The following is a 22,334-nucleotide window of genomic DNA, read 5'->3' on the forward strand; positions in this document are numbered from 1 at the left end:
CTCAGTCGAACAGGCCGTCCCGGTGCGCCCGGACCACCGCCTGGGTGGCGTTGTGCACACCCAGTTTTCGGTAGATGGCGCGTAGCTGGGTCTCGACCGTCCGCCGCGTCACGTGACGCTCGGCGGCGATCTCGGCCATTTGCTTGCCTTTGGCAAGTAAGCGCCAGGTCTCGAACTCTGCTGGGGTGAGCCCGTACGGCAGCTCGGTTCGTCGCGCCTGATCCAGGTTGAGGCTGATCCTCTGCGCCAACTCGACGGCCTTGATGCGCAACGGTTCAGCGCGTAGCACAGCAGCCGCCTGGTGTACCTCGCGGACGATCCCCCGTGCCGCGCTCTTGTCGCCGGCCGCGACCAGGGCGGCCGCCTCGCGGAATCGGGCGTACGCCGCTGGGTACGGCCGATCCAGCTTGGTCCAACCGGTGGCCACCTTGCTCCACAACGCGGCGGTGTCCTTGCGCTGGATGCGCTGTCGTTCTGCCTTGCACAGTTGCACGAGCTGCTTCAGCTCGTCGGTTGCCGGCGCTGCGTCGGCGTCCCACCCCTCGCGGGCCAGCCAGTCACCGGCGCTCATGGCCGCCGTCTGGTCCGTCTTGCCGGCACGTCCGCCGGCAAGATCGGCCGCCGCGCGCAGGCCGACCGCACACAGCCGCAACAACTCCATGCTGTTCTCGCCGGCCCGGACGGCCGTCACTCCGTCCTTCACCTCTTCGATGGCCTTGAGCAACTCGCCGTCGCCGATCGCCAGCTCGGCCCGGATTGCGTGCAACGGCCCCAGCAGCCGCGGATCCTCTCCGAGCTGGACATCGGCGATCGAGGCGAGCAGGTCGCGTGCCTGCTCGTACTCGCCGCGGCCCACCTTGATCTCGGCGCGCGTGAGGAGCGGGTAGAGGCTCTCGGCCGGTGGCCGATCCAGCGACACCTCGGTGATGATTCGCTCGGCATCGTCCCACTTGCCGAGCAGCACCAGCGCGGCGCTGGTGTTGTTGGCCAGGATCGTGCCCTGCCGCGTGTTCGTCAGATCGAGTTGCCGCGCCTCCTCGAGCCCTTGCATCGTCAGCTCTGCCGAGTCCCGCAGCCGGCCGGCGTGCTCCAGGATCAGCCCGAGGTTGCTGTAGGCCCGCAAGCGGTCCTCGATGTGATGAACCTCCCCGGCGATGTCGAGGGCTTGCCGCAGCCGGACTTCGCCCTCCGGCTCGTTCAGCATGCCCATCGCGAGCCCGGAGATGTTCAGCGCCCGACCCTCCTCGGCCCGCGCGCCGACCTCGAGCGCCATCAGCAGGGCTTCTTCGGCCTGTGCTCCGCCGACCGCGTAGTGACCGGCGCGCAACTGAGCGAGGCCGAGCGCGGCGAGGACGCGCGCCTTCAGCGCCGAAGGTGGCTCCGGCGCCAGCAGCCGGGCGGCGTCGTGGAACGCGACCACGGATTCCTTGCGCTTGCCGGCCTCTTCGAGGTACGTGGCGAGCCGCTCGTGCAGCTCCCCGAGCCGATCCGCCCCGGCGCCGTCCGTGACGTCTGCGATGGCTTTGCCGATGTGCTCGAGGGCCCGATCGACGTGGCCCGACCAGCGGGCGGCCTCGGCCGCGTCGATCAGCAGTTGGGCCATTCCGACTCCGGCCAGCGCCTCCGGATCGTCAACCCGCCGCCACAACTGCAGTGCCCGGTCGAACTGGACCTCGGCGGACGGGAACGCCAGGGTGCGGGCCGCGAGCTGCCCAGCTTGGACGGCGAAGGCGAGTGCTTTCGGATGGTCGCCCGCCTGGTACCAATGGCTTGCCTGTTCGGCGGTCGCCGAGCCCTCGGTCAGGCTCAGCCGCGGATCGGACGCCAGCGCCTCCGCCATCGCCGTGTGGAGATCGACCCGAGTACCGCGGACGGTCCGCTGGTACACCGCCTCGCGGAGCAGCGCGTGCTTGAACCGGTACACGTCCTCATCGTGTCCGTCGACCAGCATCTGCTGGTCGAAGCACTCCTGCACTGCATCGTTCAGCACGTTCGCGGGGAGATCGCTGACCGTACGCAGCAGTCGGCGACTCAGCGCGCGCCCGGCGACAGCGGCCACTCGCAGTACCTTGAGTGCCTCGGGGCCAACGTCGGTCAGCCGGGTGAGCACCACCGTCTCCATGTCGGAGGGGAGCTGGATGTGCTCCAGGCTCTCCAAGGTGCTGGTGGCGATGAGCTGTTCCGCGTAGAAGGCAATCCCGTCGGACCATTCGAAGCAGCGCTTGACCAGCGCCGAGTCGACCCGGCCGCCGCTCACGGCGGCAAGGAAGTCTCTGAGCTCCTCCAGGGTGAACGGGGCGAGCTCGATGCTCTCGGAACGGCGCACGAACGTCGGCGCGGCCAGCAGCTTCCACAACGGGTTGTCGCGATTCATCTCGCTGCGGTACGTGCCCACGAGCATCAACCGGCGGTCGTCCTGATGGGCCTGGCCGAGGTGACGGACCAGATCGAGCGTCGATGGGTCCGCCCAGTGCAGATCCTCGATGATCAGCACGACCGGGGTGTCGGTGCCGAGGTCGTCGAGCATCCGGCGTACGGCGAGGAAGAACTGCGACGGGCTGTTCATCGAGTCGGCGCCCAGCTCGAAGAAGTCGGTCAGCCGCTGGTAGGCCGGTCCGGCGATCTCCCGCGCCCGCTCCGCGCCGTGCTCGCGGCCGAAGTTCTCCAACAGCTCGAGCAAGGGCCGGTACGGCATCGGATCACCGAAGTGCTCCTCACAGGCGCCGACCAGGACGTGGGCTCCAGTACCGCGGGCAAAGTCGGCGAACGTCCCCACCAGCCGGCTCTTCCCGACCCCGGCATCGCCACCGATCAACACCGTCCGCGCGAAACCGTCCCGCACGTCGGCCAGTCGCCGCTTGAGCAGCTCGCTTTGCTCACCTCGACCGACCAACGCTGCTTCCCCCAGCACAGCTCACCCCCACCAGCGTTTGGCGCCACCAACGATCCTCGGCCCCGCGGCGGTGCTGTCAAGTGCTGGCGACGCCACGATCTGTCTCTGTGCGTAGCCGGGCGGATCCTCCACGTATCACCTATACCACGCACCCGCTGCCTTCGTCCTGTGGTCGGCGGCGTACAACAAATGGCGCGGCTGGTACTTCGGACCCGTGATCCAGTCCGGTACCACGGCGGACCCCTGAACCACTCCGGCCAAATGATGACCCTTGTGGGTGTGACGATTGTGGTTGCTTGCAGCATCTATCAATCGGCAGCGCAGTGGAGGTTTATATGAGCACCGGTCCGTCCGACGCGGAGAAGGAAGCGTCCGTTCGCGAGGACATCGCCGCGGCGATTGCGGCGGGGGACTTGAATCGGCTGGCGGATGCCTCCGGGCGCGGCGCCGACCTCGACGAGGAAGAGGAAGCCAAGGCCAACAAGGGTAAGGGGCCCCGCGGCCGCGGAGGTCTCGCGCGCTGACTCGCCCCAGGACCACCTGCGGGGCCCGGACCACCTGGAGGCCGAACCGAGCTCTACGCGGGCGCGCTTGGAGTGGGGTCCGGCGGTTGTGCCGAGGTCAGCCGCGGGACTCGATCACTGCCAGGTCGCGGACTGCGAAGCGGTGGTGTTCCCAGCCTTCTTCGAGGATGGTGTGGAGGCAGTGGCGGGTGGTTTCCTCGTGGTTGGGGTTCCAGGGGTTCTTGCGGGGTGCGTCCAGCTCGTCTTGCGTGACCTTGGCCAGGTAGTCGCGGACCATTGCGTTGCGGTCGGTGCGGGCCTCGAGGACGTCGGCGTACGCCGGGCGCTCGGTGACGAACAGCGAACGGTCCACCTCGCCCTCGCCGCCCTCGAAGATCAGGCCGAGTGGATGGAACGGCTGCTCGATCTCCAGGATCGCCCGCCCGAGCCACGCGTCCGTCGCCATCACCAAGTGCCGCAACGTATCCGCGAACGACCACTCGCCGTCGACCGACACATCGACGGTGCCCTCCGGCATCCCCGCGACCCGCTCGATCGTCGCCGCCCAGGTTGCTTCCAACGCAGCCCACGCCGCGCGCAGACCCTCCGGATCCGTGGCCCACTGCAGCTCGCGCCCCGGGAACCGTCGGTTGAGCTCGGCCTCGACGTACGGCAGCACGTCAACGCCGTTGACCACCATCGTGTTGTTCCCGTCGAACAGCCACGGCGAGTCGAGCTCCAGGCCTTGCAGCTCGGACCCGCGCACCACCGTCCCGGAAAGATCCACCTCGACGAACCGGGCGCCGCGCAGGTTCACCTCCTTGAACTGCGCCCCTTCCAACCCGCTCCCCGGCCCGAACGTCGCCACCATCTGTCCTCCTCAGTCGGCCACCACCACCACACCGCAACCTAGCCCGCCACCCCGACAGTTTCCGGAATACTGGCGTGATGGCGCACACCTCGTCGACTCGGGAGGAGCGGTGAGCGTCGTCGCCGACCGTGTGCTCGTGACGGCTGCGATGCCCGGGGTCGGCGCATGACCGGGGACGACGGGATGGAGGTGTTCTATCCGTCGCCGATTCGAGAGCGGCAGTGCAGGACCGCGGACGGAGTCGTCTGGCGGATGCGGCGTGGTGAGTTCCGCTGGCGGCGGGTGGAGCGCCAGATGCGGGACCCCGCCGTACGCGTCCTGCATGTGTATCTCTCCGACATGACGGAGGTGCCGCCCTCAGAGCGGGACAGCCTGGTGGCGCGCGTCCGCCTGCGCCTGACCGACCCCAGTGGCTACGGAGGCTTCACGCTGGCGGTGTTCGACGACGGAGCCCGGGGGCGGATGGTTGTAGTTGAGGAGTACTGCTAGGTGGGGATGCTCTTGGGCCACCAGGGTGGGATGTTGCCGGGGCAGGTGCCGGGGGAGCCGGCGGGGGTGCCTTGCCAGGAGAAGAGGGCCAGGTCGGCGATGGCGATCGCGAGTGCGGCGGCGACGAGGGAGAAGAGGAACGCCTTGCCGGCATAGCGGAAGACGATGTTGAAGAGGACCAGATTGACGATCAGCGCCAGCGGCAGGCCCATGAAGAGCAGGGCCACGCCGTTCGGGACGCTGCCCGAGGCGTCGACGTGGCAGGCCTTCCAGGCCCGGGACGTGAGCACGATCAGGCCGAACGCAGTACCGCCTCCGACCACCACCGCAAGGAACGACTCGCCCTTGCTCCCCTTCGCAGCGAACGCCATGAGGATCACCGTAGGTGATCCAGGCGGCCACATCATCTTGAAACGATCAATACCGCCATCTCAGCGCCCGCACCCGCTCCTCCAGCGACAGCACCCCGAGCGTCGCCGCGTCGTGCCGCCGTACGGCGAGGAACGGCTCGACGATCTCGTCCCCCAGCGCCGAACGCAGTACGGCGGACCGCTCGAACGCCACCAGCGCGTCCTCCACCGTCAGCGGCAGCCGGGGCGGTTGTTCACGCTCGGGGTACGTCGACGGGTCCCGGTCGTACCCCGGCCACAGCGTCAGCTCATGCTCCAACCCGTTCACCGCGGCGGCAAGCACAGCGGCAGCCGAGAGGTACACGTTGCCGCTCGGATCACCGATCTTGATCTCGCAGTTGGCTGACCCGGGCCGCCCGGTGACGCTGCCCGGCACGTACCGCACCGCAGCCTCGCGGTTCTCGACTCCCCAGCAGGCATAGGCGCCGGCCCAGCTGCTCGGCTTCCGCCGGTCCGCGGACAGCACGCTCGGCGCCAGTACGCCGGTCAGCCCGTCCAACTCGCGCACGATCCCCGCCATCAAGTGCCGTGCGGGCTCGGACAATCCGTCGAACGACTCCCCGTCGACCGTCGCCGAGAAATGAATATGCGCACCGTTGCCCACGAACCCCGCCACCGTGATCGGCGCGAACGACACCATCAACCCGTGCTGCCGCGCCACCCGATGAATCACCAACCGCGCGAGCTGCGACTGGTCCGCCGCCTGCAACGGCGACGCCGGCGGCAGCGCAACCTCGACCTGCCCCTGCGCGTACTCCGGATGGAACTGCTCCGCAGGTACGCCGGCCACCTCGAGCGCCGCCAGTACATCGTCTGCGAACGTTTCAAGCTCGAGCGTGGCGAGTACGCCGTACGCCGGTCCGAGCGTCGCGACCGCCGGCTCCTCGCGCGATCCGCTGAAGACGGTGAACTCCAGTTCGAACCCGAGCTTCACCTCCAGCCCCGCCGCGACCGCCCGTGCCTCCTGCCGGCGGAGCGCCGACCGCTGGCAGATTCCGACCGGCTCATGGTCCTGCGACAGCTGATCCGCAGGCGCCCAGAAGACAGTCCGATCCGGCCCGAGCGGCGCCGCAGCGTCGAGATCCGGCATCAGCCGGTTGTCGCCCACCGGCCCGTTGACCAGCGGCGAGGTGGTGATCGCATCGTCCGTACACATCAGCGCGAACACCGGCGACAGCCCGATGCCGTCGCGCGCCGCCGTACGGACACGCGCCGCCGGGACTGTCTTCGCGCGGGTCAGACCGGCGTTGTCGACCATCGACGTGATCAGCATCCGGAGTCCACTGTCCAACAGGTCGTCGATGGGCATGTCAACCTTCGTACCACAACGCTCAGGCCGAAATGAGACGTATCAACGCCGCAGCGCGCTCTGGGTCGCCGAGGCGCGCGGCCGTCGGGAAGAGGCGGGTCCACGAGCTCGCGCGCGTCAGGTGACTGAGCCGACGGGCCAGTTCGGCCGCGCGGAGCAGGTCCCGCCGCGAGTAGCCGGTCCACGGCTCGAGGTACGCGTCCTGCATCCGCGGTACGACGTCCGCGCCGTACTGCTCGGCGATGTGGTCGACCGCGACGAGCAGGCTGCAGAACGGGTGTGAAACGTTCGCATCGCCCCAGTCGAAGAACGTGTAGCGACCGGGCTCAGGCACGAGGATCTGCCCGTCGTGGAGGTCCGCGTGGTCGAGGGTGGCCGGGATGCCGATGGCGTCGAGCTCCGCGCACCAGTCGGCCAGCGTCGATTGAAACGTTCGCAGTCGCGATCGGTCATCTGGGCTGAGGCACTGGCTGCCGCCGACCAGCCGATCGAAGTACGCCGGCATCGCGGACGGCCGCGCATCCGGTACTCCGAGGCCGAGCAACGTCGCCGTCGACGGGACGAGACTGCGCTGGAACTCGGCGTACCGGCCCAGGATGTCGGCCCAATCGTCCGGGCCGGACGGAACGTCCCGGAGACGCGGGCCCCCGTCCGGCAGAAGCAACCAGCCGCGAGTGGCGTCGACGGCGTACGGCGTGAGTACGCAGTCATACTCCGTCAACGCCTCGGACAGTCCCGCTTCGAAGGCGCTCCCCGGCGACGCAGCCTTGAACCAGACCGGCCGCTCCGCCTCGAGCCGGAGCACGATCGACCACGGCCGCAGCCGGATCCGCCGCGGTCCGCTCTCCTCGATCCCAGCCCGACCCAGCTCCAGCGACAGCCAGTCCAGCGCCTCCGTACGCCAGTCCGGGTCGTCCCACGGAGTCACCGCATCGGGGTAAGCACCTCGGTCAATCTGCACAGAGGCAATAATCGATGGTGTGATCAGCTGGCCGGACAGCCCGTACCGAGTAGGCATCTCGGGCTGGCGCTACCCGCCCTGGCGCAAGGTCTACTACCCCGACGGTCTTCCGCAGCGCGCCGAGCTCGAGTACGCGTCGAACCGGCTCAACTCGATCGAGCTCAACGGCTCGTTCTACGCGCTCCAGCGACCGACGTCGTACCAACGCTGGTACGACGAGACGCCGGACGGGTTCGTGTTCTCGATGAAGGGCCCGCGGTTCATCACGCACATGAAGCGGCTGGCCGACGTGGAGGCGCCGCTGGCCAACTTCTTCGCCTCCGGAGTGCTTGCGCTAGGCAACAAGTTTGGCCCGGTGCTCTGGCAGCTGCCGCCGAACTTCCAGTACGACGCGGACCGGTGCGCCGCGTTCTTCGACCAGCTGCCGCGGACGACGGCCGAGGCCGCCGAGGTGGCCAAGGCCCACGACGAGCGGATGGAAGGTCGCGCGCTGCTCGAGTGCAAGGTCGACCTGCCGATCCGGTACGCGATCGAAGTACGGCACGCGAGCTTCGCAACCAAGGAATTCATCGCGCTGGCACGGGCGCACGAGATCGCGGTGGTGTGCGCGGACACGGCCGGCAAGTGGCCGATGTTCGGCGACGTGACCGCCGACTTCGCCTACGCCCGGCTGCACGGCGCCGACGAGCTCTACGTGAGCGGGTACGACGACAAGGCCTTGGCGCGTTGGGCTCGCAAGATCCGCGCCTGGAAGACCGACACCTACATCTATTTCGACAACGACGTGAAGGTGCACGCGCCCTTCAACGCCGAGAGCCTCGCGAAGCGGCTCGGCGTCACTTCGGCCGGCGCCGAAGCGTGACGGGCTTACCGTCGCGCACATGACAGAGAACCCGGGAGAACTCGTTGCCGCCGCCGTCGAGCGGTCGCTGAAGCTGGTCGTCACCTGGCCGGCCTGGGACGGACAGCCGCGGACCTCGGACGACGACCGTATCTACACCCCGCACAAGGCGGTCCGCCGGATCGCCGACCACCTGATCGACCATCTCGCCGAGGTCGAGGCGCTGCTCGCCGGCGTACCGACGCAGCCGGACGAGTGGCATGCGAGTTCGATCACGACCGCGGCCGACCTCGCGCCGTTCACCGAGGAGGACGTCCGCGAGGCCGAGCAGCGGCTGCGCCGGCTCGGGCGCACCTTCGTACTGCGGTACGCCGCCGTCGACCCGGCGGAGTGGGACAAGGACCGCAGCCCGAACTGGACCCTCCGCCAGATCGCCGAGCATCTCGTCGAGCTCGACTGGTATGCCGAACAGGTCGGATCGTTGTAGTCAGAACAACCGAGCGCCCACCGGCTCCTCCAGCTCCAGCAGGAATTGCTTTCGTTTCAATCCACCGGCGTACCCGGTCAGCGATCCGTTCTTCCCGACCACCCGGTGGCACGGGACGACGATCGAGACCGGGTTCTGCCCGACCGCCTTGCCGACCGCCTGCGCCGCGGACGGCCCCATGCCGAGCCGCGCGGCGATCTCGCCGTACGTCGTGGTCTCGCCGTACGGGATCTCCGCGAGCACCGCCCAGACCTGCTGCTGGAACGAGTCCCCGTGCAGCACGACCGGCAGGCTGAAACGTTGCAGCGAGCCATCGAGGTACGACGACAGCTGCTCGACGACCGCCGCGATGAGCGGGTCGGACGCCTCGACCCGCTCACCCAGCGGTCCCGGCTTCACCCAGTGGTGCGGGAAGTAGATCCCGACCAGGGCGTCGCCCGAAGCGACCACTGTGAGCTCACCGATCCGGGTGCTGACAATCGCGTGCCTGTTCATGCTGATGAAACGTGTCAGCACCCGGATCTGTGAGGCCTTACGACCCGATCCGCTCCCGCGTCCGCCGCCGGAACGCACGGCCCACGCTGGTCCACTCGTCCAGCTGCAGTTCGGCGACCGCGATCGCCGGCCGCCCGTCCGCCGGCGCCTGCGCGACCCACTCGCCGCGCGGGTTCGTCACCCCGGCCACCAGACCCGTCTCCGGGTTCGCGGTGACCGCCAAACTGATCCAGCAGGTGTTGTTCGCGGCAGTCCCGCTCGCCTGCACCGCGATGTGCGCGTTCGGCCCGTGGGTGCTCGCGTACGAGACGAGCACGGCGTCGACACCGAGCCGGTCGTACTCGGTGAACAGCTCCGGAAACAGCATGTCGAGCCCGAGCGCGAGCCCGAACCGGTACCCGTCCAGCTCAAAGGTCACCGGCGCGGTGCCGGGGGTGTACATCCAGGTCACCTTCGTGGTCGAGAGCGCCCGGTCGTCGTACCGAGCCACCACCTGACCCTTGTCGGAGACGACGTACGCGCTGTTGTGCGGACGCGCATCCGGCAGTTGGTGCACCGACGGGATGACGGTCCATAGCCCGAGCTGCCCCGAGAGCTTCGTGATCTGGTCGAGCTCGTCCTGGAGCACGGCCCAGTCGGCCTTGGTCCAGTCCGAGGGACCGATCTCGTCGGGGCCGAGCGACGACATCACGACCTTGCTCGGGAAGCAGATCGCGCCCTCGGTGAAGTGGACCAGACGGGCGCCGGCTGCGGCCGCCTCCCGCATCAGGGAACGGACCTCGGCGCCGCTCTCGCGGAGCAGGGTGGGGTTGGTGGGGTCTTCGTGGACCGTCGACTGGGCGACGGCGATACGCAACGGTTCCGGCATGTCTGAATCTCCTCGAGGAGTCGGACGGAAGTGCCGGAGGGCAGCCGTGTAGGACTCGCCGGTCTTGGCGGCGCGGGCACGGACCCGCTGCTTGAAGTTCCTGTGCGCTGTCATCTGGCCTTCCAGGCACTCGCACGAGATCCCCCGGCGACCCGTCCGAGGCCGGTGACCAGGACGAGCGGCCCGAGACAGGAAGTCCCTTTGCCTTCTCACTGTGACCGGGCCGGGGCCGATCGACGAAGGTGAGGCGCGGGCCGCGCCGGGACCCACATCCTCTCCGCGCCTCGGTCCCGGAGTCAACCAGGACGCGCCGAGGTCAGCGGCGCAGTACGTGGTCCGCCGCGTCCATCGCGACGCCGACCAGCTCCGGGTCGAGGTCGACGACCGTGTTCCCGTCGGCGTCCAGCTGTCCGCGTTCGGTGATCGTCAGGCCGATCAGCGCGAGCGTCCCGGCGCGGTGCCGATGCAGCCGGTACGCCGCGTCCTCCGGCTGCGGTACGGCGTTCGCCTCCTCCCGCCGCCAGGCGTCGACCGCCCGCTCGGCCAGGGCGGCCGGGACCGTCACGCGGATCGTGGGCAGCTGGACCGAGCGGAACGTCGTACCGATCAGGCCGAGCACTCGTGCGTCGTTGGCGTACACAGCTGAGGATCGTAGCGACCTGTAGCGTCTCAGCGCGGCATAAAGTCAGCGCGGCATAAAGTCGGACGCGGACGTGGTTGGTTCCGGAGTACGGGGTAGACGAGGTTGGGAGCAGAGGGTGAGCATTCGAGTCGGGTACAAGGCGTCGGCGGAGCAGTTCGGGCCGCGGGAGCTGGTGGAGTACTCGGTCCGGGCGGAGGAGCTCGGGCTCGACAGTGTGACCGTGTCGGACCACTTCCTGCCCTGGCGGCACGAGGGCGGCCACGCGCCGTTCGCGCTCGCCTGGCTGGCGGCGGTCGGTGAGCGGACGTCGCGCGTGATGCTGGGTACGTCGGTGCTCACGCCGACGTTCCGGTACAACCCGGCCGTGATCGCGCAGGCCTTCGCGACGCTCGGGGAGCTGTACCCGGGGCGCGTGATGCTCGGCGTCGGGACCGGCGAGGCGCTGAACGAGATCGCCGTGTCGGGGATGGAGTGGCCGGAGTTCAAGGAGCGGTTCGCGCGGCTGCGGGAGGCTGTGCAGCTGATCCGGGACCTGTGGACGAAGGACGGGGTGAGCTCGGAGGGGCCGTTCTACAAGACGGTCAATGCGTTCATCTACGACCGGCCGTCGACGCCGTTGAAGGTTTATGTGGCTGCGGGTGGGCCGCTGGTCGCCAAGTACGCCGGTCGGGCTGGGGATGGGTTCATCGCGACGTCGGGCAAGGGGATGGATCTCTATACGGAGAAGCTGATCCCGGCCGTGCGCGAGGGTGCGGAGAAGGCGGGCAAGAGCTTCGAGGACATCGACCGGATGCTCGAGGTGAAGGTGTCGTACGACCGCGATCCCGCGCTCGCGCTGGAGAACACGCGATTCTGGGCGCCGCTGTCGCTGACGCCGGAGCAGAAGCACAGCGTCACCTCGGCGACCGAGATGGAGCGGCTGGCGGACGAGCTGCCGATCGATCAGGTCGCGAAGCGGTGGATCGTGGCGTCGGATCCGGAGGAGGTCGTGCGGCAGCTGCAGCCGTACCTGGACGCCGGGTTCAACCACTTCGTCGTACACGGTCCTGGGCAGGACCAGGAGCGTTTCCTCACCCAGTTCACGTCCGACGTACTGCCGCTTCTGCGCAAACTGTCCTGAGACTCGCGCTTCGGTCTGAGCAAACTCTCTTGAGTCCGGGAGTCGGGCGCCTGACAATCAGCGGGTGCCCGACTACCAGATAGTCCGCGACGACGACCCGCGGTGCGCCGAGCTCGAAGCAGCCGGCTACCGCGTCATCGCCGAGTCGTGGGCCGTCCGCCTGTCCGACCCCGACCGGGAGCTGCTCGAGTCCGCGGTACGGCGGGTGACCGCAGCCGGACTGGTGATCCGCGAGCTCGGGCGCGAGTCGGCCGCACTCCTGCACGCCCTCGAGACCGCGAACGAAGCCGACTACCCGGACACGCCGGCCACCCACCGCGCGGTCGGCTCACTGGAGAAGACCCAGGCGTTGTGGCCGGAGCACCGCGTCTTCGGCGCCTTTGACGGCTCGCGGTTGGTCGGCGCGACCGTCATCCGGAACCACGAAGGCATGGGGGATACCCGCTTCACCTCAGTCCTCGCCACGTACCGCCGCCGGGGCGTCGGCCAGGCGGTCAAGGCGGCGTCCATCCTCGCATTCCTCGACCTGGGCATCACGAAGTACGCCTCCGGCGGAGCCGCCACCAACGAAGCCAGCCTCCAAGCCAACCGGTCCTTGGGGTATGAACTTACTGAACGGTGGCGAACCTACTCACCCGAGTAAACAGCCCCACGCGTGCTACGCGGTCGCCATTCGTCGCTCCGCTCCTCGCCGCGCCCACTCCGCGCGCTCCCACCCACCCATCTCTTCCGCGCTACCGCCCGGCTGTTGCGAGCTGCCGCTCGCGGTGACTACCCGGTGCCAGCGCGCTACCTCAGCCGTCGCCTGGTGACGTGAACCGTGGTTCCGCCGGCGGTGCGTTTGCGGTCCGGGCCGGCGCGCGACCACCTTGATTCGGGTCATGCCGGCCACCTGGCCGTCGCGGTCGCGCGATTTCCGGAAACTAAATGCCACCAGGCCACACTTTTGTTACCAGCAATCGGCGGTGGGCCAGAACGGTCCCGGCCTCAGCGCGAGGGCCGCGGCGTTCACCCTTATCGCTGGTCTTCCGACAGGGCCTTGGCTGCTGACGTCCGCAGCGGGACTGCCTGGTTGACGAGCTGGCGCCCGCGGGTGAAAGACGTCCCCACGTCCTACGCGGTCGCCATTCGCTTCGCTCCTCACAGCGCCCGCTTCACACACTCCCACCCACCCGGCCTTTCGAGCTGCCGCCCGGGAGTTCCGGGCTGGCGCCCGGGTGTTGGGAGCTGCCGCTCGCAGGCGACTACCCGGGCCGGCGCGCTACCTCAGCCGTCGCCGGGTGACGTGGCCTGTGGTTCCGTCGGCGTGTGTGGTGCGGTCCGAGTCTGTGTGCGACCACCCCGGGTCCGGGCCGGGTGCTCGACAACCGTGGTTCGGGCTCGTGCGGGACCACCTGGTCCGCGCCTCTGCAAGTCGAGCGGTCATGCCTCATGCCTCATGCCGTCATTGCCCGATGTGCACCACATCGAGGTCGCGCGATCTCCGGAAACTAAAAGCCACCAGGCGGCATTTTTCTTACCTGAAATCGCCGGTCGGCCAGAACGGTCGCCTACCGCAGGTCTTCCGACAACGCCTTGGCTGCTGACGTCAGGAGTGGGACTGCCTGCGTGACGAGCGACTCGGTCATGCGGCCGGCGGGGCCGGAGATGGAGATGGCCAAAGGTGTCGGGGTGTTGGGGACGGGGACGGCTACGCAGCGGACGCCGACCTCTTGTTCGCCTTCGTCGGTGGCGTAGCCGGTTTCGGCTGCTTGGTGGAGTTGGGTGGTGAAGGCGTCGGGGGTGGTGATGGTGTTGTCGGTGTGTTGGGGCATGCCGGTGCGGTGGAGGAGGTCGCGGACGTCCTGTTCGGGGAGGTTCGCGAGGATCGCTTTGCCTACCGCAGTGCAGTGCGGGAGGACGCGCCGGCCGACCTCGGTGAACATGCGCATCGAGTGCCGGGACGGGACCTGGGCGAGGTACACGATCTGGTCGCCGTCGAGCATCGCCATGTTGGCGGATTCGCCGAGCTCGTCGACCAGGCGGGCCAGGTGCGGGCGGGCGAAGACGCTCAGCATCCGCGACGAACTCTCGCCGAGGCGGATCAGTTTGGGGCCGAGGACGTACTGGCGCGACGGTTCTTGACGCAGGTAGCCGAGGTCGACCAGGGTGCGAACCAGGCGGTGGATCGTCGGCAGCGGCAGGCCGGACGCGGCGGCCAGCTGGGACAGGCCCATCATGCCGCCGGCGTCGGCCATCGTCTCGAGCAGGCCGAACGCCCGCTCGATGGACTGCACACTGCCGGTACGGGGCTTGCCGTTCGTCTCCGCCATGAAGGCCATCCTTTCCGAATGACGGAAGTTTAGCGCCAGATGACGGAACACTCAGAGCGTTGATCTTCCGCAGAGTAGATAATAGTCTCCGCAATACGGAAACCTAGGAGGCGGTATGGGTCTGGAGGATCTGCTCGGTGAGCTGGACCGGCGGCTGGCGGGGGCCGACGCGGCGCTCGCGGCCGACTACCCGGGGGATCGCTGGGTGCGGCAGCCGGTCCATACGGTGTACGTGCCGGCCGATCGGTACGACGCACGCACGGTCGAGGCCTGGGGTGCGCAGGCGCGGGACGCGCTCGACGCGCACGGTACGGCGGAGCAGCTCGCCGAAGTACTCCGTATGCCGGATGACCTCGCCGGGGACGTCTACGACCGGATGCGGGCCAAGCTCGAGCGCGAACCGATCGAAGACCTCCGCATCGACTTCGAAGACGGTTACGGCAACCGGCCCGATGAGGAAGAGGACGCCGCGGTCGTCGCCGCCGCGCGGGTCGGCAAGCGGTCGCCGCACTACGGGCTGCGCATCAAGTGCCTGGAAGCGCCCACCAGGCGACGTGCCGTCCGGACGCTCGACCTGTTCGTGAAGGAAGGCGGCGTGACGGACGGGTTCGTCGTCACCTTGCCGAAGGTGACGTCGGTCGAGCAGGTTGAAACGTTCGTACTCGTGCTGGAGACGCTGGAGCGGACCTATGGCACGCCGGAGCTGAAGTTCGAGATCCAAGTTGAAACGCCTCAAGCGATCCTGGGCGCGGACGGTACTGCGTTGATCGCGCGGATGATCCAGGCGGGCGGGCGGCGGGTGACTGGGCTGCATTACGGGACCTATGACTACTCGGCCTCGCTGGGCGTCGCGGCGGCCCACCAGAGCATGGAGCATCCGGTGGCGGATCATGCCAAGGACGTGATGCAGCTGGCCGCGGCCGGGACCGGTGTGTTCGTATCTGATGGGTCAACCAACGTTCTTCCGGTTGGTGATGCGGTGCACGCGGCGTGGCAGTTGCACTTCCGGCTGGTACGGCGATCGCTTGCCCGCGGCATCTATCAGGGGTGGGACATGCACCCCGCGCAGCTCCCGACTCGCTACGCGGCGACGTACCTGTTCTTCCGGGAGGGGTTCGACCAGGCCGCGACCCGGCTGCGGGCGTACCTCGGTCAGGGCGAGTCCGGGTACCTCGACGAGCCGGCGACGGCGGCTGCTCTCGCGGCGTTCGTACTGCGTGGGCTCGAGTGCGGGGCGATCGATGCGGACGAGGTCGACAAGCTGATCGGGGTCGACACGGCGGTGCTCGCGAAGCTGGCGCGGCGACCGATTCCGTAGAGTCGAAACCATGCGACTGGTTGCGGAGTTCACCACCGAGCCCTTCGAGGTCGACGGGGCCCCACCCGCCCACGCCACCGAGGCGCTCCGGGCCGCCCAAGAGGCCGGACTCGACTGCGAGTTCGGCCCACTCGGCACGATGGTGCGCGGCGAACAGGAGCTGCTACTACCCGCGCTACCAAAGGTGCTCGACGCAGCCTTCGCAGGCGGCGCAACCCAGGTAACCCTCCAGGTCCGCCGAGATGCCTAACCAACCCACAAAACCCAGCCAACATCCGCTCGTCGAGGCGATCGCCCCGCTAGTCGACCGGCTGCACGCCGAGCTCGTCGAACCCGCCGACGCTCGCCCCGACGACGTCCCGCTGACCTGGGAAGGCGAGGCGGTCGTCGCAGTACGCCTGCCGAAGTCTGCCGAGAACGCGCCTGCCGCGCCTGGCACGGCCAACCCGGCCGGCACCGATCGCGCCGAGACGAGCCCGGGTGACGCCCCGTCCAGCGCCACGAGCCCTGGTGCCCCCGGGACCAGCGGGACCGCCGGCACCCCCGGCGCAGGTGTGCAGGGGTTGTTGGCGGCGGTGGCGGAGGAGCTTGGGGGGCCGTTGAATGAGTTGTCGAGGACGGGGAAGCAGCAAGCGGTGCTGTTGCTCGAGCAGCGGGGGGCGTTCGAGTATCGGAAGTCGGCGGAGATTGTGGCGGAGGCGCTCGGGGTTACTCGCTTTACCGTCTACAACTACCTCAACCGGACTCGCTAAATTCAACAAACTGTTGACGGCGGGCCGCGTCGAGTGCCACGCTCTCGTCATACGGAAAGTTGGTTTCGGGATTCGAGAAGGTGACGCGTGGATCTGGTGGAGTTCAACTCCGCGCCGGCCGACCGGCTGCGGCCGGCGTTGGCGGCCTGCTGTGATGTGCCGCGCTGGGTGGACGGCGTCCTCGCCAAGCGGCCGTACGGCGACCTGACCGCACTGACCGCGGTCGCGGACCAGGCCGTGCGGGAGCTCGACGACAACGAGGTCGATCGAGCCCTGCAGGCGCACCCGCGGATCGGCGACCAAGCCCAAGGAGCGAGCACCGAGGCGGCCTGGTCCCGCAAGGAACAGTCCGGCGTCGGCGACGACCCCCAGGTCCGCGAAGAGCTTGCCCAAGGCAACCGCCGGTACGAGGAACGTTTCAATCGGGTGTTCCTGATCTGCGCCACCGGTCTGTCGGCCCAGGAGATGCTGAGCAGCCTGCAGCAGCGCCTGACGCACGACGACCGGACCGAGGCGATCGTCGTCCATGAAGAGCTCCGCAAGATCGCGCTCCTCCGTCTGGCAAAGCTGGTGACCGCATGAGCAGCCTCTCGACCCATGTCCTCGACACCGCCCTCGGCCGCCCCGCCGAAGGCGTCAACGTCCGGCTCTACCAAGGCGCCCAGCAAATCGCCGACGGTACGACGGACCACGACGGACGGATCGCCGAGCTTGCGCCCACGCTCGAGCACGGCACGTACCGGCTCTCGTTCGACGTCGTGGCGTACGCCGAGTCCACCGGCCAGGACACCTTCTTTCCCGAGGTCTCCGTGACCTTCACGGTCGCCGACGAGCGGCATTACCACGTCCCGTTGCTGCTCAGCCCGTTCGCGTTTTCCACCTACCGAGGGAGCTGATCCCGATGGCAATCCGCCTGGGAGCCAACCAGTACGGCAAAGCCGAGAACCGCGTCGTCCGCGTCTACCGCGACACGCCCCGCCACCAGATCCGCGATTTGAACGTATCAACGTCGCTCCGCGGCCACTTCGAGGCCGCGCACACCACCGGCGACCAGAGCGACGTGCTCCCGACCGACACGCAGAAGAACACCGCGTTCGCGTTCGCGAAGGAGAAGGGTGTTGGCGCGATCGAGGACTACGCGCTGACTCTCGGCGCGCATTTCCTGGAGGCGTCGCCGGCCGCCGAAGGCGCTCGCGTGGAGGTCGAGGAGTACGCCTGGGAGCGGATCGAGGACCACGACCACGCCTTCGTCCGCGCCGGCACCGGCGTACGGAACACGGTCGTCAACGTCGAGGGCCGCGGCGCGGACCGGAAGGCGTACGTCGTTTCTGGTATCAGCGACCTCGTCGTCCTGAAGTCGACCGGCTCGGAGTTCCACGGCTTCCTCAAGGACAAGTACACGACGCTGCAGGAGACGAACGACCGGATCCTGGCAACGTCGCTGGTCGCCCGCTGGCGGTACGACCACACCGAGGTCGACTGGGACAAGTCGTACGACGGGATCAAGCGGTTGCTGCTCGAGCAGTTCGCGGCGATCCACAGCCTGGCGCTGCAGCAGACGCTGTACGGAATGGGCGAAGCGGTACTGCGCGAGCACCCGGAAGTTGCCGAGATCAAGTTCTCGGCGCCGAACAAGCACCACTTCCTGGTCGACCTGTCGCCGTTCGGTGTCGAAAACCCTGGTGAGGTTTTCGTCGCCGCGGACCGGCCGTACGGGCTGATCGAGGCGACCGTGGTCCGGGACGACGCGAGCGACGCCGGGAGCGCGTGGCACGCGGTCCCCGGTTTCTGCTGACCATGTCCGTGATCGTGATCGAGGGTGCCTACGTGGCGACCCTCGATCCGGCGCGCCGCGAGTTCGCCGGACATGTGGTTGTCGAGGGCAACCGGATCGTTGCTGTCGGCTCGGGTTCGGCGCCGGCGTACGACGGAGCTCGAATCGTCGACGGGCGCGGTTGCCTGGTCACGCCGGGCTTCGTCAACACGCACCAGCACTTCTACCAATGGGTGACGCGCGGCCTCGCTGTCGACGCAACGTTGTTCGGCTGGCTGACGACGCTGTACCCGATCTGGTCGCGGATCACCGAGGAGTCCGTGTACGTCGCCGCGCAGGCGTCGCTCGCCCAACTCGCGCGAACCGGCTGCACTACGGCATCCGACCATCACTACGTCTTCCCACGCGGTGGCGGTGACCTGCTCGCCGCCGAGATCACGGCCGCGGCCGAGGTCGGGCTGCGCTTCCACCCGGCCCGTGGGTCGATGGATCGCGGTCAGAAGGACGGCGGGTTGCCGCCCGACTCGGTGGTCGAGGACCGCGACGAGATCCTGGCCGCGACCGAGGCCGCGATCGACCGTTGGCACGATTCAACGCCCGGGTCGATGCTGCAGCTCGTGGTCGCGCCGTGTTCGCCGTTCAGCGTGAGTGGTGAGCTGATGCGGGAGTCTGCCGAATTGGCACGTTTCAAAGGTGTCCGTCTGCACACGCACCTCGCCGAGACGACGGACGAGAGCGAGTGGTGCCGGGAGACGTACGACTGCACGCCGCTCGAATACGCCGCCGATCTCGGTTGGACCGGTGATGACGTGTGGTTCGCGCACGGCATCCACTTCGACGACGAGGAGATCAAGCAGCTCGGCCGTACCCGCACCGGCGTCGCTCATTGCCCCAGTTCGAACGCGCGCCTCGGCGCAGGCATCGCGCGTACGGCGGATCTTCGTGCCGCCGGAGCGCCCGTCGGCCTGGGCGTGGACGGCACCGCGAGCAACGAGTCGGGCAGCCTGATCGAAGAGCTTCGCCACGCGCTGCTCTTCGCGCGCGCCCGCAACGGTCCCCAGGCCCTGACCGTCCGCGCGGTGTTGGAGATGGCCACTCTCGACGGAGCCGAGATCCTGGGCAGGTCCAACGAAATCGGCTCCCTGGAACCAGGCAAGCTGGCCGACCTCGCCGTCTGGAACCTCAACACCCTCGCCCACGCCGGCATCCCCGACCCCGTCGCCGCCCTGGTCCTCAGTACCCCACCACCCCTCACCCTCCTCCTCGTCAACGGTCGCCCGATCGTCGAAAACGACACACTCCTCACCGTCGACGAACCCACCCTCGCCACCCGCACCGCCGCGGTACAACGCCACCTCACCGCATAACCCAACTCCCCACCCCCAGCTGGAGGTGCGGGGCACATGTGTCGGGGGCGCTATCCGCGGAATCTGGTCGCGGCCAGCGCGTCACGCGGCCGGACTAACCGGCATCGCCCCGGCTGCCAGTCTGCGGCAGTGTTCCCGCCGGGAAGGTCGCCGCTGCACGGCTGCGCCGAAGAATTCCAGACCGACTGGAGGTCAACCGCGGGCAAGACCGGCCGGGGGTCCTGGTCACGCGGCTGCGCAGCCAACGCCAGCCGTACACCGCGCCTACGCGATGGCCTGTCTGGCGTGCGGCGACGGACCGCTTCTGGCCGGCGGTCTGGCTGGGTCGTGGTCACGCGGCTGTGCGGCTTCGCCGGCTGCACGCCGTCTGCGCCGTGGCTTGTCTGGCGTGCGGCAGTGGACCGCTTCTGGCCGGGGGTTCGGCTGGGGTCGTGGTCACGCGGCTGTGCGGCCGGTGCCGGCCGGACATCGTCTACGCCGTGGTCTGTCTGGCGTGCGGCGACGGAGCGCTCCTGACCCGGCGGTCGGGCCGGTGAGCGCGTAGGTCCGGCCGGGTCGGCTCGCTGAGCTCCGCGTGCGACTCTGACCAGCAGCTGTGGCCTCTGGCCCACCAACCCGCCAGCTGGACCACGCCCGCCAACTGGACCACGGCCGCCAGTTGCCCCACCAACCCGCCCGGGGGATCACCCGGCGGGACGTCTCCCGGGCAACGTTGGTGGTGCGGTCAGTGGGTGTTTGCGGGTGCTTCGGTCGACGGGGTGGTCGCGTCTGGATCGGTGGGGGAGTGTGGCGTCGGCGAGGCGGTCGCGGGTTTGGATCTTGCTAGCCATAGGGCGGTGAATGCGGCGGTGGCCAAGGTGACGGTGCCGGCGGTGGTGAAGGCGTTGTTGAGGCCGGATTCGAAGGAGGCGCCGGCGGATTGGTGGGTGCGGACTATGGCTCCAAGGAGCGCCACGCCGAGTACGGCGCCGATCTGCCGGGTGGTGCTGCTGATGCCGGCGGCGAGGCCGCCTTCTTGCGGGCTGACCGCTTGGATGGCGGCGCCTGTCAGTGGGGACATGGTCAAGGCGAAGCCGATGCCGACGACTCCCAGCCGCCACCACACGTTGCCGTAACCGGTGTCGGCGTGCACCATGCCCAGCGCCAGCAGTCCCCCTCCGGCCAGGGCCAGGCCGATGGTGACCACGATTCGGAACCCGTACCGCGCGGCGAGCCGGCCCGCGGACGGGCTGACCATCACCAAGGCAAGGGAAGTGGGGAGGGTCTGCAGGCCGGCGCGCAGGATCGAGCTGCCCTGCACGTACACGAAGAACTGGGAGAAGAAGAACGACGAACCCATCAGCGCGAACCCCACCACGACCATGGCGGTGTTGGACACGGTGAACAACCGCTCCCGGAACAGCCGCAGCGGCAGCATCGGTGCGGACCGACGCGCTTCGACGGCGATGAAGCCGGCGAGCAGGATCGCCGCGGCGGCGAAGCTTCCCAGGATGACCGGGGAGGTCCAGCCGCGAGCGCCACCCTCGATCAGCCCGTACGTCAGTGCCCCGACCGCCAGAACGGACAGCGCCGTCCCCGGGATGTCGATCCTGGGTGCGTTCGGATTGCGGGACTCGCCAAGGTGGCGCAGGCCGACCAGCAGCAGGATCACGCCGATGGGCAGATTGACCAGGAAGATGGCGGGCCAGCCGAAGGCATCTGTCAGCACGCCGCCGGCCACAGGGCCGGCGACCAGACCGAGTCCGCTGAATCCGGCCCACAGCCCGATCGCCTTGATTCGTTCCTGAGGAACGGGGTAAGCGGCGGCGAGCAGGGCCAGCGAGGCAGGGCTCAACGCCGAGGCTCCGATGCCCTGCAGTACCCGGCCGGCAATCAACCATCCGGCCGAGGGCGCGAGGCTGCACAGCACCGATGCCGCGGTGAACACCACCGCACCGGCCAGATACACCCGCTTGCGACCGAACCGGTCGGCGAAAACGCCGCCGGCCAGCAGCAACATGGCGACCAGCAGCACGTACGCGTCGACGATCCACTGCAGACCGGTCAGCTGAGTGTGCAGCCGGCGTTGCATATCGGGCAGCGCGGCTCCAACGATCGTGTTGTCGAGCAGCACCATGAATTGGCCCAGGCAGGTCACCGTCAGCAGCACGGCCCGGTTCGGCCGACTGCCTACGGCGGCAGGCGATGCAGCCATGGGGATTCCTCTCAATCGGTAGTCGCGCCCTCTCCACGGCCGACGTGGTCAGCCGTAAGCGCTAAAGCAGTTGGTGACTGCGTTAGATGACTGTAAGCAGGCTCCACCACAAACGCAAGTCTCGCCTGCGTTAAGCTAGGGATATGGACGAGAGGCAACGAGCCCGGCGACCCGGCGGGCGCGGCGCCCGCGTCGGCGCGGCGGTGCACCAGGCCGTCACCGACCTGATCAGCGAGCGCGGGTACGGCAAGTTCACCGTCGGCGACGTCGCAGCCCGCGCGGGCGTGGCCGACAGCAGCATCTACCGTCGGTGGGGCAGCCTGGAAACGCTGCTGACCGACGTGGCGCTCACCCGCCTCAACGCGCGGTCGCCGATGCCCGACACCGGGAGTCTGGCGGGCGACCTGCGCGCGTACGCGGCCAGCGTGGCCCGCGAGATCACCGGACCCGACGGCCTGGCGTTGCTACGCCTGGCCGTCGCTCTGTCGACCAACGGTGAGCAGGGCCTACAGGCGCTGGACGACCTCCTCGCCGAACGCGGCAGGCAACTGCAGTCCATGCTCGATCGCGCCCGCGAACGCGGCGAGCACGGACCCGATGCGCTCGGCGTGCTGGATCATGTGATGGCTCCGATGTATATCCGCGTTTTGTTCCGCTTGGGCCCGCTCACGCCGGAGTACGTCGACGGGCTGGTCGACCGATTGCTGTGACCTCAGCCCGGTCCAGC

Annotated in this window: 24 protein-coding genes; 14 read left to right on the plus strand and 10 right to left on the minus strand. The window is 68.6% G+C overall.

Going from position 1 to position 22,334, the window contains the following annotated elements; all coding sequences use genetic code 11:
• Position 1: 1 nt before the first annotated feature.
• A complete protein-coding gene (locus tag AB0E69_RS12795) occupies positions 2–2,911 on the minus strand; it encodes an AAA family ATPase (protein ID WP_360143423.1) in 2,910 nt (969 codons plus the stop codon).
• Between the two features lie 317 nt (positions 2,912–3,228).
• Between AB0E69_RS12795 and AB0E69_RS12800 the strand changes: the two genes are divergently transcribed.
• Positions 3,229–3,417, plus strand: coding sequence for a hypothetical protein (locus AB0E69_RS12800; RefSeq protein WP_360143426.1), 189 nt, complete (start codon positions 3,229–3,231; stop codon positions 3,415–3,417).
• Between the two features lie 97 nt (positions 3,418–3,514).
• On the opposite strand, the gene AB0E69_RS12805 is transcribed toward AB0E69_RS12800, so the two are convergent.
• Positions 3,515–4,267: a DinB family protein gene (locus tag AB0E69_RS12805; RefSeq protein ID WP_360143429.1), complete on the minus strand. Its 753-nt coding sequence runs from the start codon at positions 4,265–4,267 to the stop codon at positions 3,515–3,517.
• Between the two features lie 165 nt (positions 4,268–4,432).
• Here AB0E69_RS12805 and AB0E69_RS12810 point away from each other — a divergent pair, with 165 nt between their 5' ends.
• Positions 4,433–4,756, plus strand: coding sequence for a hypothetical protein (locus AB0E69_RS12810; RefSeq protein WP_360143432.1), 324 nt, complete (start codon positions 4,433–4,435; stop codon positions 4,754–4,756).
• Here the strand turns inward: AB0E69_RS12810 and AB0E69_RS12815 are convergent.
• The 3 genes from AB0E69_RS12815 to AB0E69_RS12825 are packed head-to-tail and all read right to left on the minus strand — an operon-like array spanning position 4,753 to position 7,436.
• Positions 4,753–5,127, minus strand: a complete 375-nt coding sequence (locus AB0E69_RS12815) for a hypothetical protein (RefSeq protein ID WP_360143435.1) — start codon at positions 5,125–5,127, stop codon at positions 4,753–4,755. The two genes, AB0E69_RS12810 and AB0E69_RS12815, sit on opposite strands and share 4 nt — an antisense overlap.
• A gap of 46 nt (positions 5,128–5,173) precedes the next feature.
• Entirely contained in the window at positions 5,174–6,475 is a 1,302-nt protein-coding gene (locus AB0E69_RS12820; RefSeq protein ID WP_360143438.1) for a glutamine synthetase family protein, read from the minus strand.
• Positions 6,476–6,497: 22 nt separating this feature from the next.
• On the minus strand, positions 6,498–7,436 hold the full coding sequence (locus tag AB0E69_RS12825; protein WP_360143441.1) for a phosphotransferase: 939 nt from the start codon (positions 7,434–7,436) through the stop codon (positions 6,498–6,500).
• Positions 7,437–7,455: 19 nt separating this feature from the next.
• Here AB0E69_RS12825 and AB0E69_RS12830 point away from each other — a divergent pair, with 19 nt between their 5' ends.
• Both AB0E69_RS12830 and AB0E69_RS12835 read left to right on the plus strand, forming a co-directional pair.
• Positions 7,456–8,298 (plus strand): DUF72 domain-containing protein, encoded by an 843-nt coding sequence (locus tag AB0E69_RS12830; RefSeq protein WP_360143444.1) that lies wholly within the window; start codon positions 7,456–7,458, stop codon positions 8,296–8,298.
• 19 nt (positions 8,299–8,317) lie between these two features.
• On the plus strand, positions 8,318–8,764 hold the full coding sequence (locus AB0E69_RS12835) for a hypothetical protein (protein ID WP_360143447.1): 447 nt from the start codon (positions 8,318–8,320) through the stop codon (positions 8,762–8,764).
• Here the strand turns inward: AB0E69_RS12835 and AB0E69_RS12840 are convergent, their stop codons facing one another.
• The 3 genes from AB0E69_RS12840 to AB0E69_RS12850 all read right to left on the minus strand — a co-directional run bounded on the left by AB0E69_RS12840 (position 8,765) and on the right by AB0E69_RS12850 (position 10,767).
• Positions 8,765–9,259 (minus strand): methylated-DNA--[protein]-cysteine S-methyltransferase, encoded by a 495-nt coding sequence (locus tag AB0E69_RS12840; protein ID WP_360143450.1) that lies wholly within the window; start codon positions 9,257–9,259, stop codon positions 8,765–8,767.
• 37 nt (positions 9,260–9,296) lie between these two features.
• Positions 9,297–10,241, minus strand: a complete 945-nt coding sequence (locus tag AB0E69_RS12845; RefSeq protein ID WP_360143453.1) for a carbon-nitrogen hydrolase family protein — start codon at positions 10,239–10,241, stop codon at positions 9,297–9,299.
• A gap of 202 nt (positions 10,242–10,443) precedes the next feature.
• The gene (locus AB0E69_RS12850) at positions 10,444–10,767 is read right to left on the minus strand and encodes a hypothetical protein (RefSeq protein WP_360143456.1); all 324 of its coding nucleotides are present in this window, start codon (positions 10,765–10,767) and stop codon (positions 10,444–10,446) included.
• Positions 10,768–10,885: 118 nt separating this feature from the next.
• Here AB0E69_RS12850 and fgd point away from each other — a divergent pair, with 118 nt between their 5' ends.
• Both fgd and AB0E69_RS12860 read left to right on the plus strand, forming a co-directional pair.
• The gene (fgd, locus tag AB0E69_RS12855; RefSeq protein ID WP_360143459.1) at positions 10,886–11,890 is read left to right on the plus strand and encodes a glucose-6-phosphate dehydrogenase (coenzyme-F420); all 1,005 of its coding nucleotides are present in this window, start codon (positions 10,886–10,888) and stop codon (positions 11,888–11,890) included.
• Positions 11,891–11,954: 64 nt separating this feature from the next.
• Positions 11,955–12,533, plus strand: coding sequence for a GNAT family N-acetyltransferase (locus tag AB0E69_RS12860; protein ID WP_360143462.1), 579 nt, complete (start codon positions 11,955–11,957; stop codon positions 12,531–12,533).
• 907 nt (positions 12,534–13,440) lie between these two features.
• Here the strand turns inward: AB0E69_RS12860 and AB0E69_RS12865 are convergent.
• Positions 13,441–14,202, minus strand: a complete 762-nt coding sequence (locus AB0E69_RS12865; RefSeq protein WP_360143465.1) for an IclR family transcriptional regulator — start codon at positions 14,200–14,202, stop codon at positions 13,441–13,443.
• Positions 14,203–14,317: 115 nt separating this feature from the next.
• Between AB0E69_RS12865 and AB0E69_RS12870 the strand changes: the two genes are divergently transcribed.
• The 7 genes from AB0E69_RS12870 (at position 14,318) to AB0E69_RS12900 (ending at position 19,413) form a co-directional block, all read left to right on the plus strand.
• Entirely contained in the window at positions 14,318–15,520 is a 1,203-nt protein-coding gene (locus AB0E69_RS12870) for an aldolase (protein ID WP_360143468.1), read from the plus strand.
• Positions 15,521–15,530: 10 nt separating this feature from the next.
• Complete coding sequence (locus tag AB0E69_RS12875; RefSeq protein ID WP_360143471.1) at positions 15,531–15,770, plus strand: thiamine-binding protein; 240 nt, start codon at positions 15,531–15,533, stop codon at positions 15,768–15,770.
• A complete protein-coding gene (locus AB0E69_RS12880) occupies positions 15,763–16,272 on the plus strand; it encodes a helix-turn-helix domain-containing protein (protein WP_360143474.1) in 510 nt (169 codons plus the stop codon). The genes AB0E69_RS12875 and AB0E69_RS12880 overlap by 8 nt, the downstream gene beginning before the upstream one ends.
• 87 nt (positions 16,273–16,359) lie before the next feature.
• The gene (gene uraD / locus AB0E69_RS12885) at positions 16,360–16,854 is read left to right on the plus strand and encodes a 2-oxo-4-hydroxy-4-carboxy-5-ureidoimidazoline decarboxylase (RefSeq protein WP_360143477.1); all 495 of its coding nucleotides are present in this window, start codon (positions 16,360–16,362) and stop codon (positions 16,852–16,854) included.
• Positions 16,851–17,168, plus strand: coding sequence for a hydroxyisourate hydrolase (gene uraH / locus AB0E69_RS12890; RefSeq protein ID WP_360143479.1), 318 nt, complete (start codon positions 16,851–16,853; stop codon positions 17,166–17,168). Before uraD ends, uraH begins: the two co-directional genes overlap by 4 nt.
• A gap of 5 nt (positions 17,169–17,173) precedes the next feature.
• Positions 17,174–18,067 carry a factor-independent urate hydroxylase gene (pucL, locus tag AB0E69_RS12895; RefSeq protein ID WP_360143481.1) on the plus strand — a complete coding sequence of 298 codons (894 nt, stop codon included), beginning with the start codon at positions 17,174–17,176 and terminating at the stop codon, positions 18,065–18,067.
• Between the two features lie 2 nt (positions 18,068–18,069).
• Positions 18,070–19,413 carry an 8-oxoguanine deaminase gene (locus AB0E69_RS12900; protein ID WP_360143483.1) on the plus strand — a complete coding sequence of 448 codons (1,344 nt, stop codon included), beginning with the start codon at positions 18,070–18,072 and terminating at the stop codon, positions 19,411–19,413.
• A 724-nt stretch (positions 19,414–20,137) separates the two neighbouring features.
• Here AB0E69_RS12900 and AB0E69_RS12905 read toward each other — a convergent pair.
• Positions 20,138–21,607, minus strand: a complete 1,470-nt coding sequence (locus AB0E69_RS12905) for a DHA2 family efflux MFS transporter permease subunit (protein ID WP_360143486.1) — start codon at positions 21,605–21,607, stop codon at positions 20,138–20,140.
• Between the two features lie 143 nt (positions 21,608–21,750).
• Here AB0E69_RS12905 and AB0E69_RS12910 point away from each other — a divergent pair, with 143 nt between their 5' ends.
• Positions 21,751–22,317, plus strand: coding sequence for a TetR/AcrR family transcriptional regulator (locus AB0E69_RS12910; protein ID WP_360143489.1), 567 nt, complete (start codon positions 21,751–21,753; stop codon positions 22,315–22,317).
• Positions 22,318–22,334: the final 17 nt, after the last annotated feature.

It is taken from the genome of Kribbella sp. NPDC026611 (assembly GCF_040638345.1).
Lineage (GTDB): Bacteria > Actinomycetota > Actinomycetes > Propionibacteriales > Kribbellaceae > Kribbella.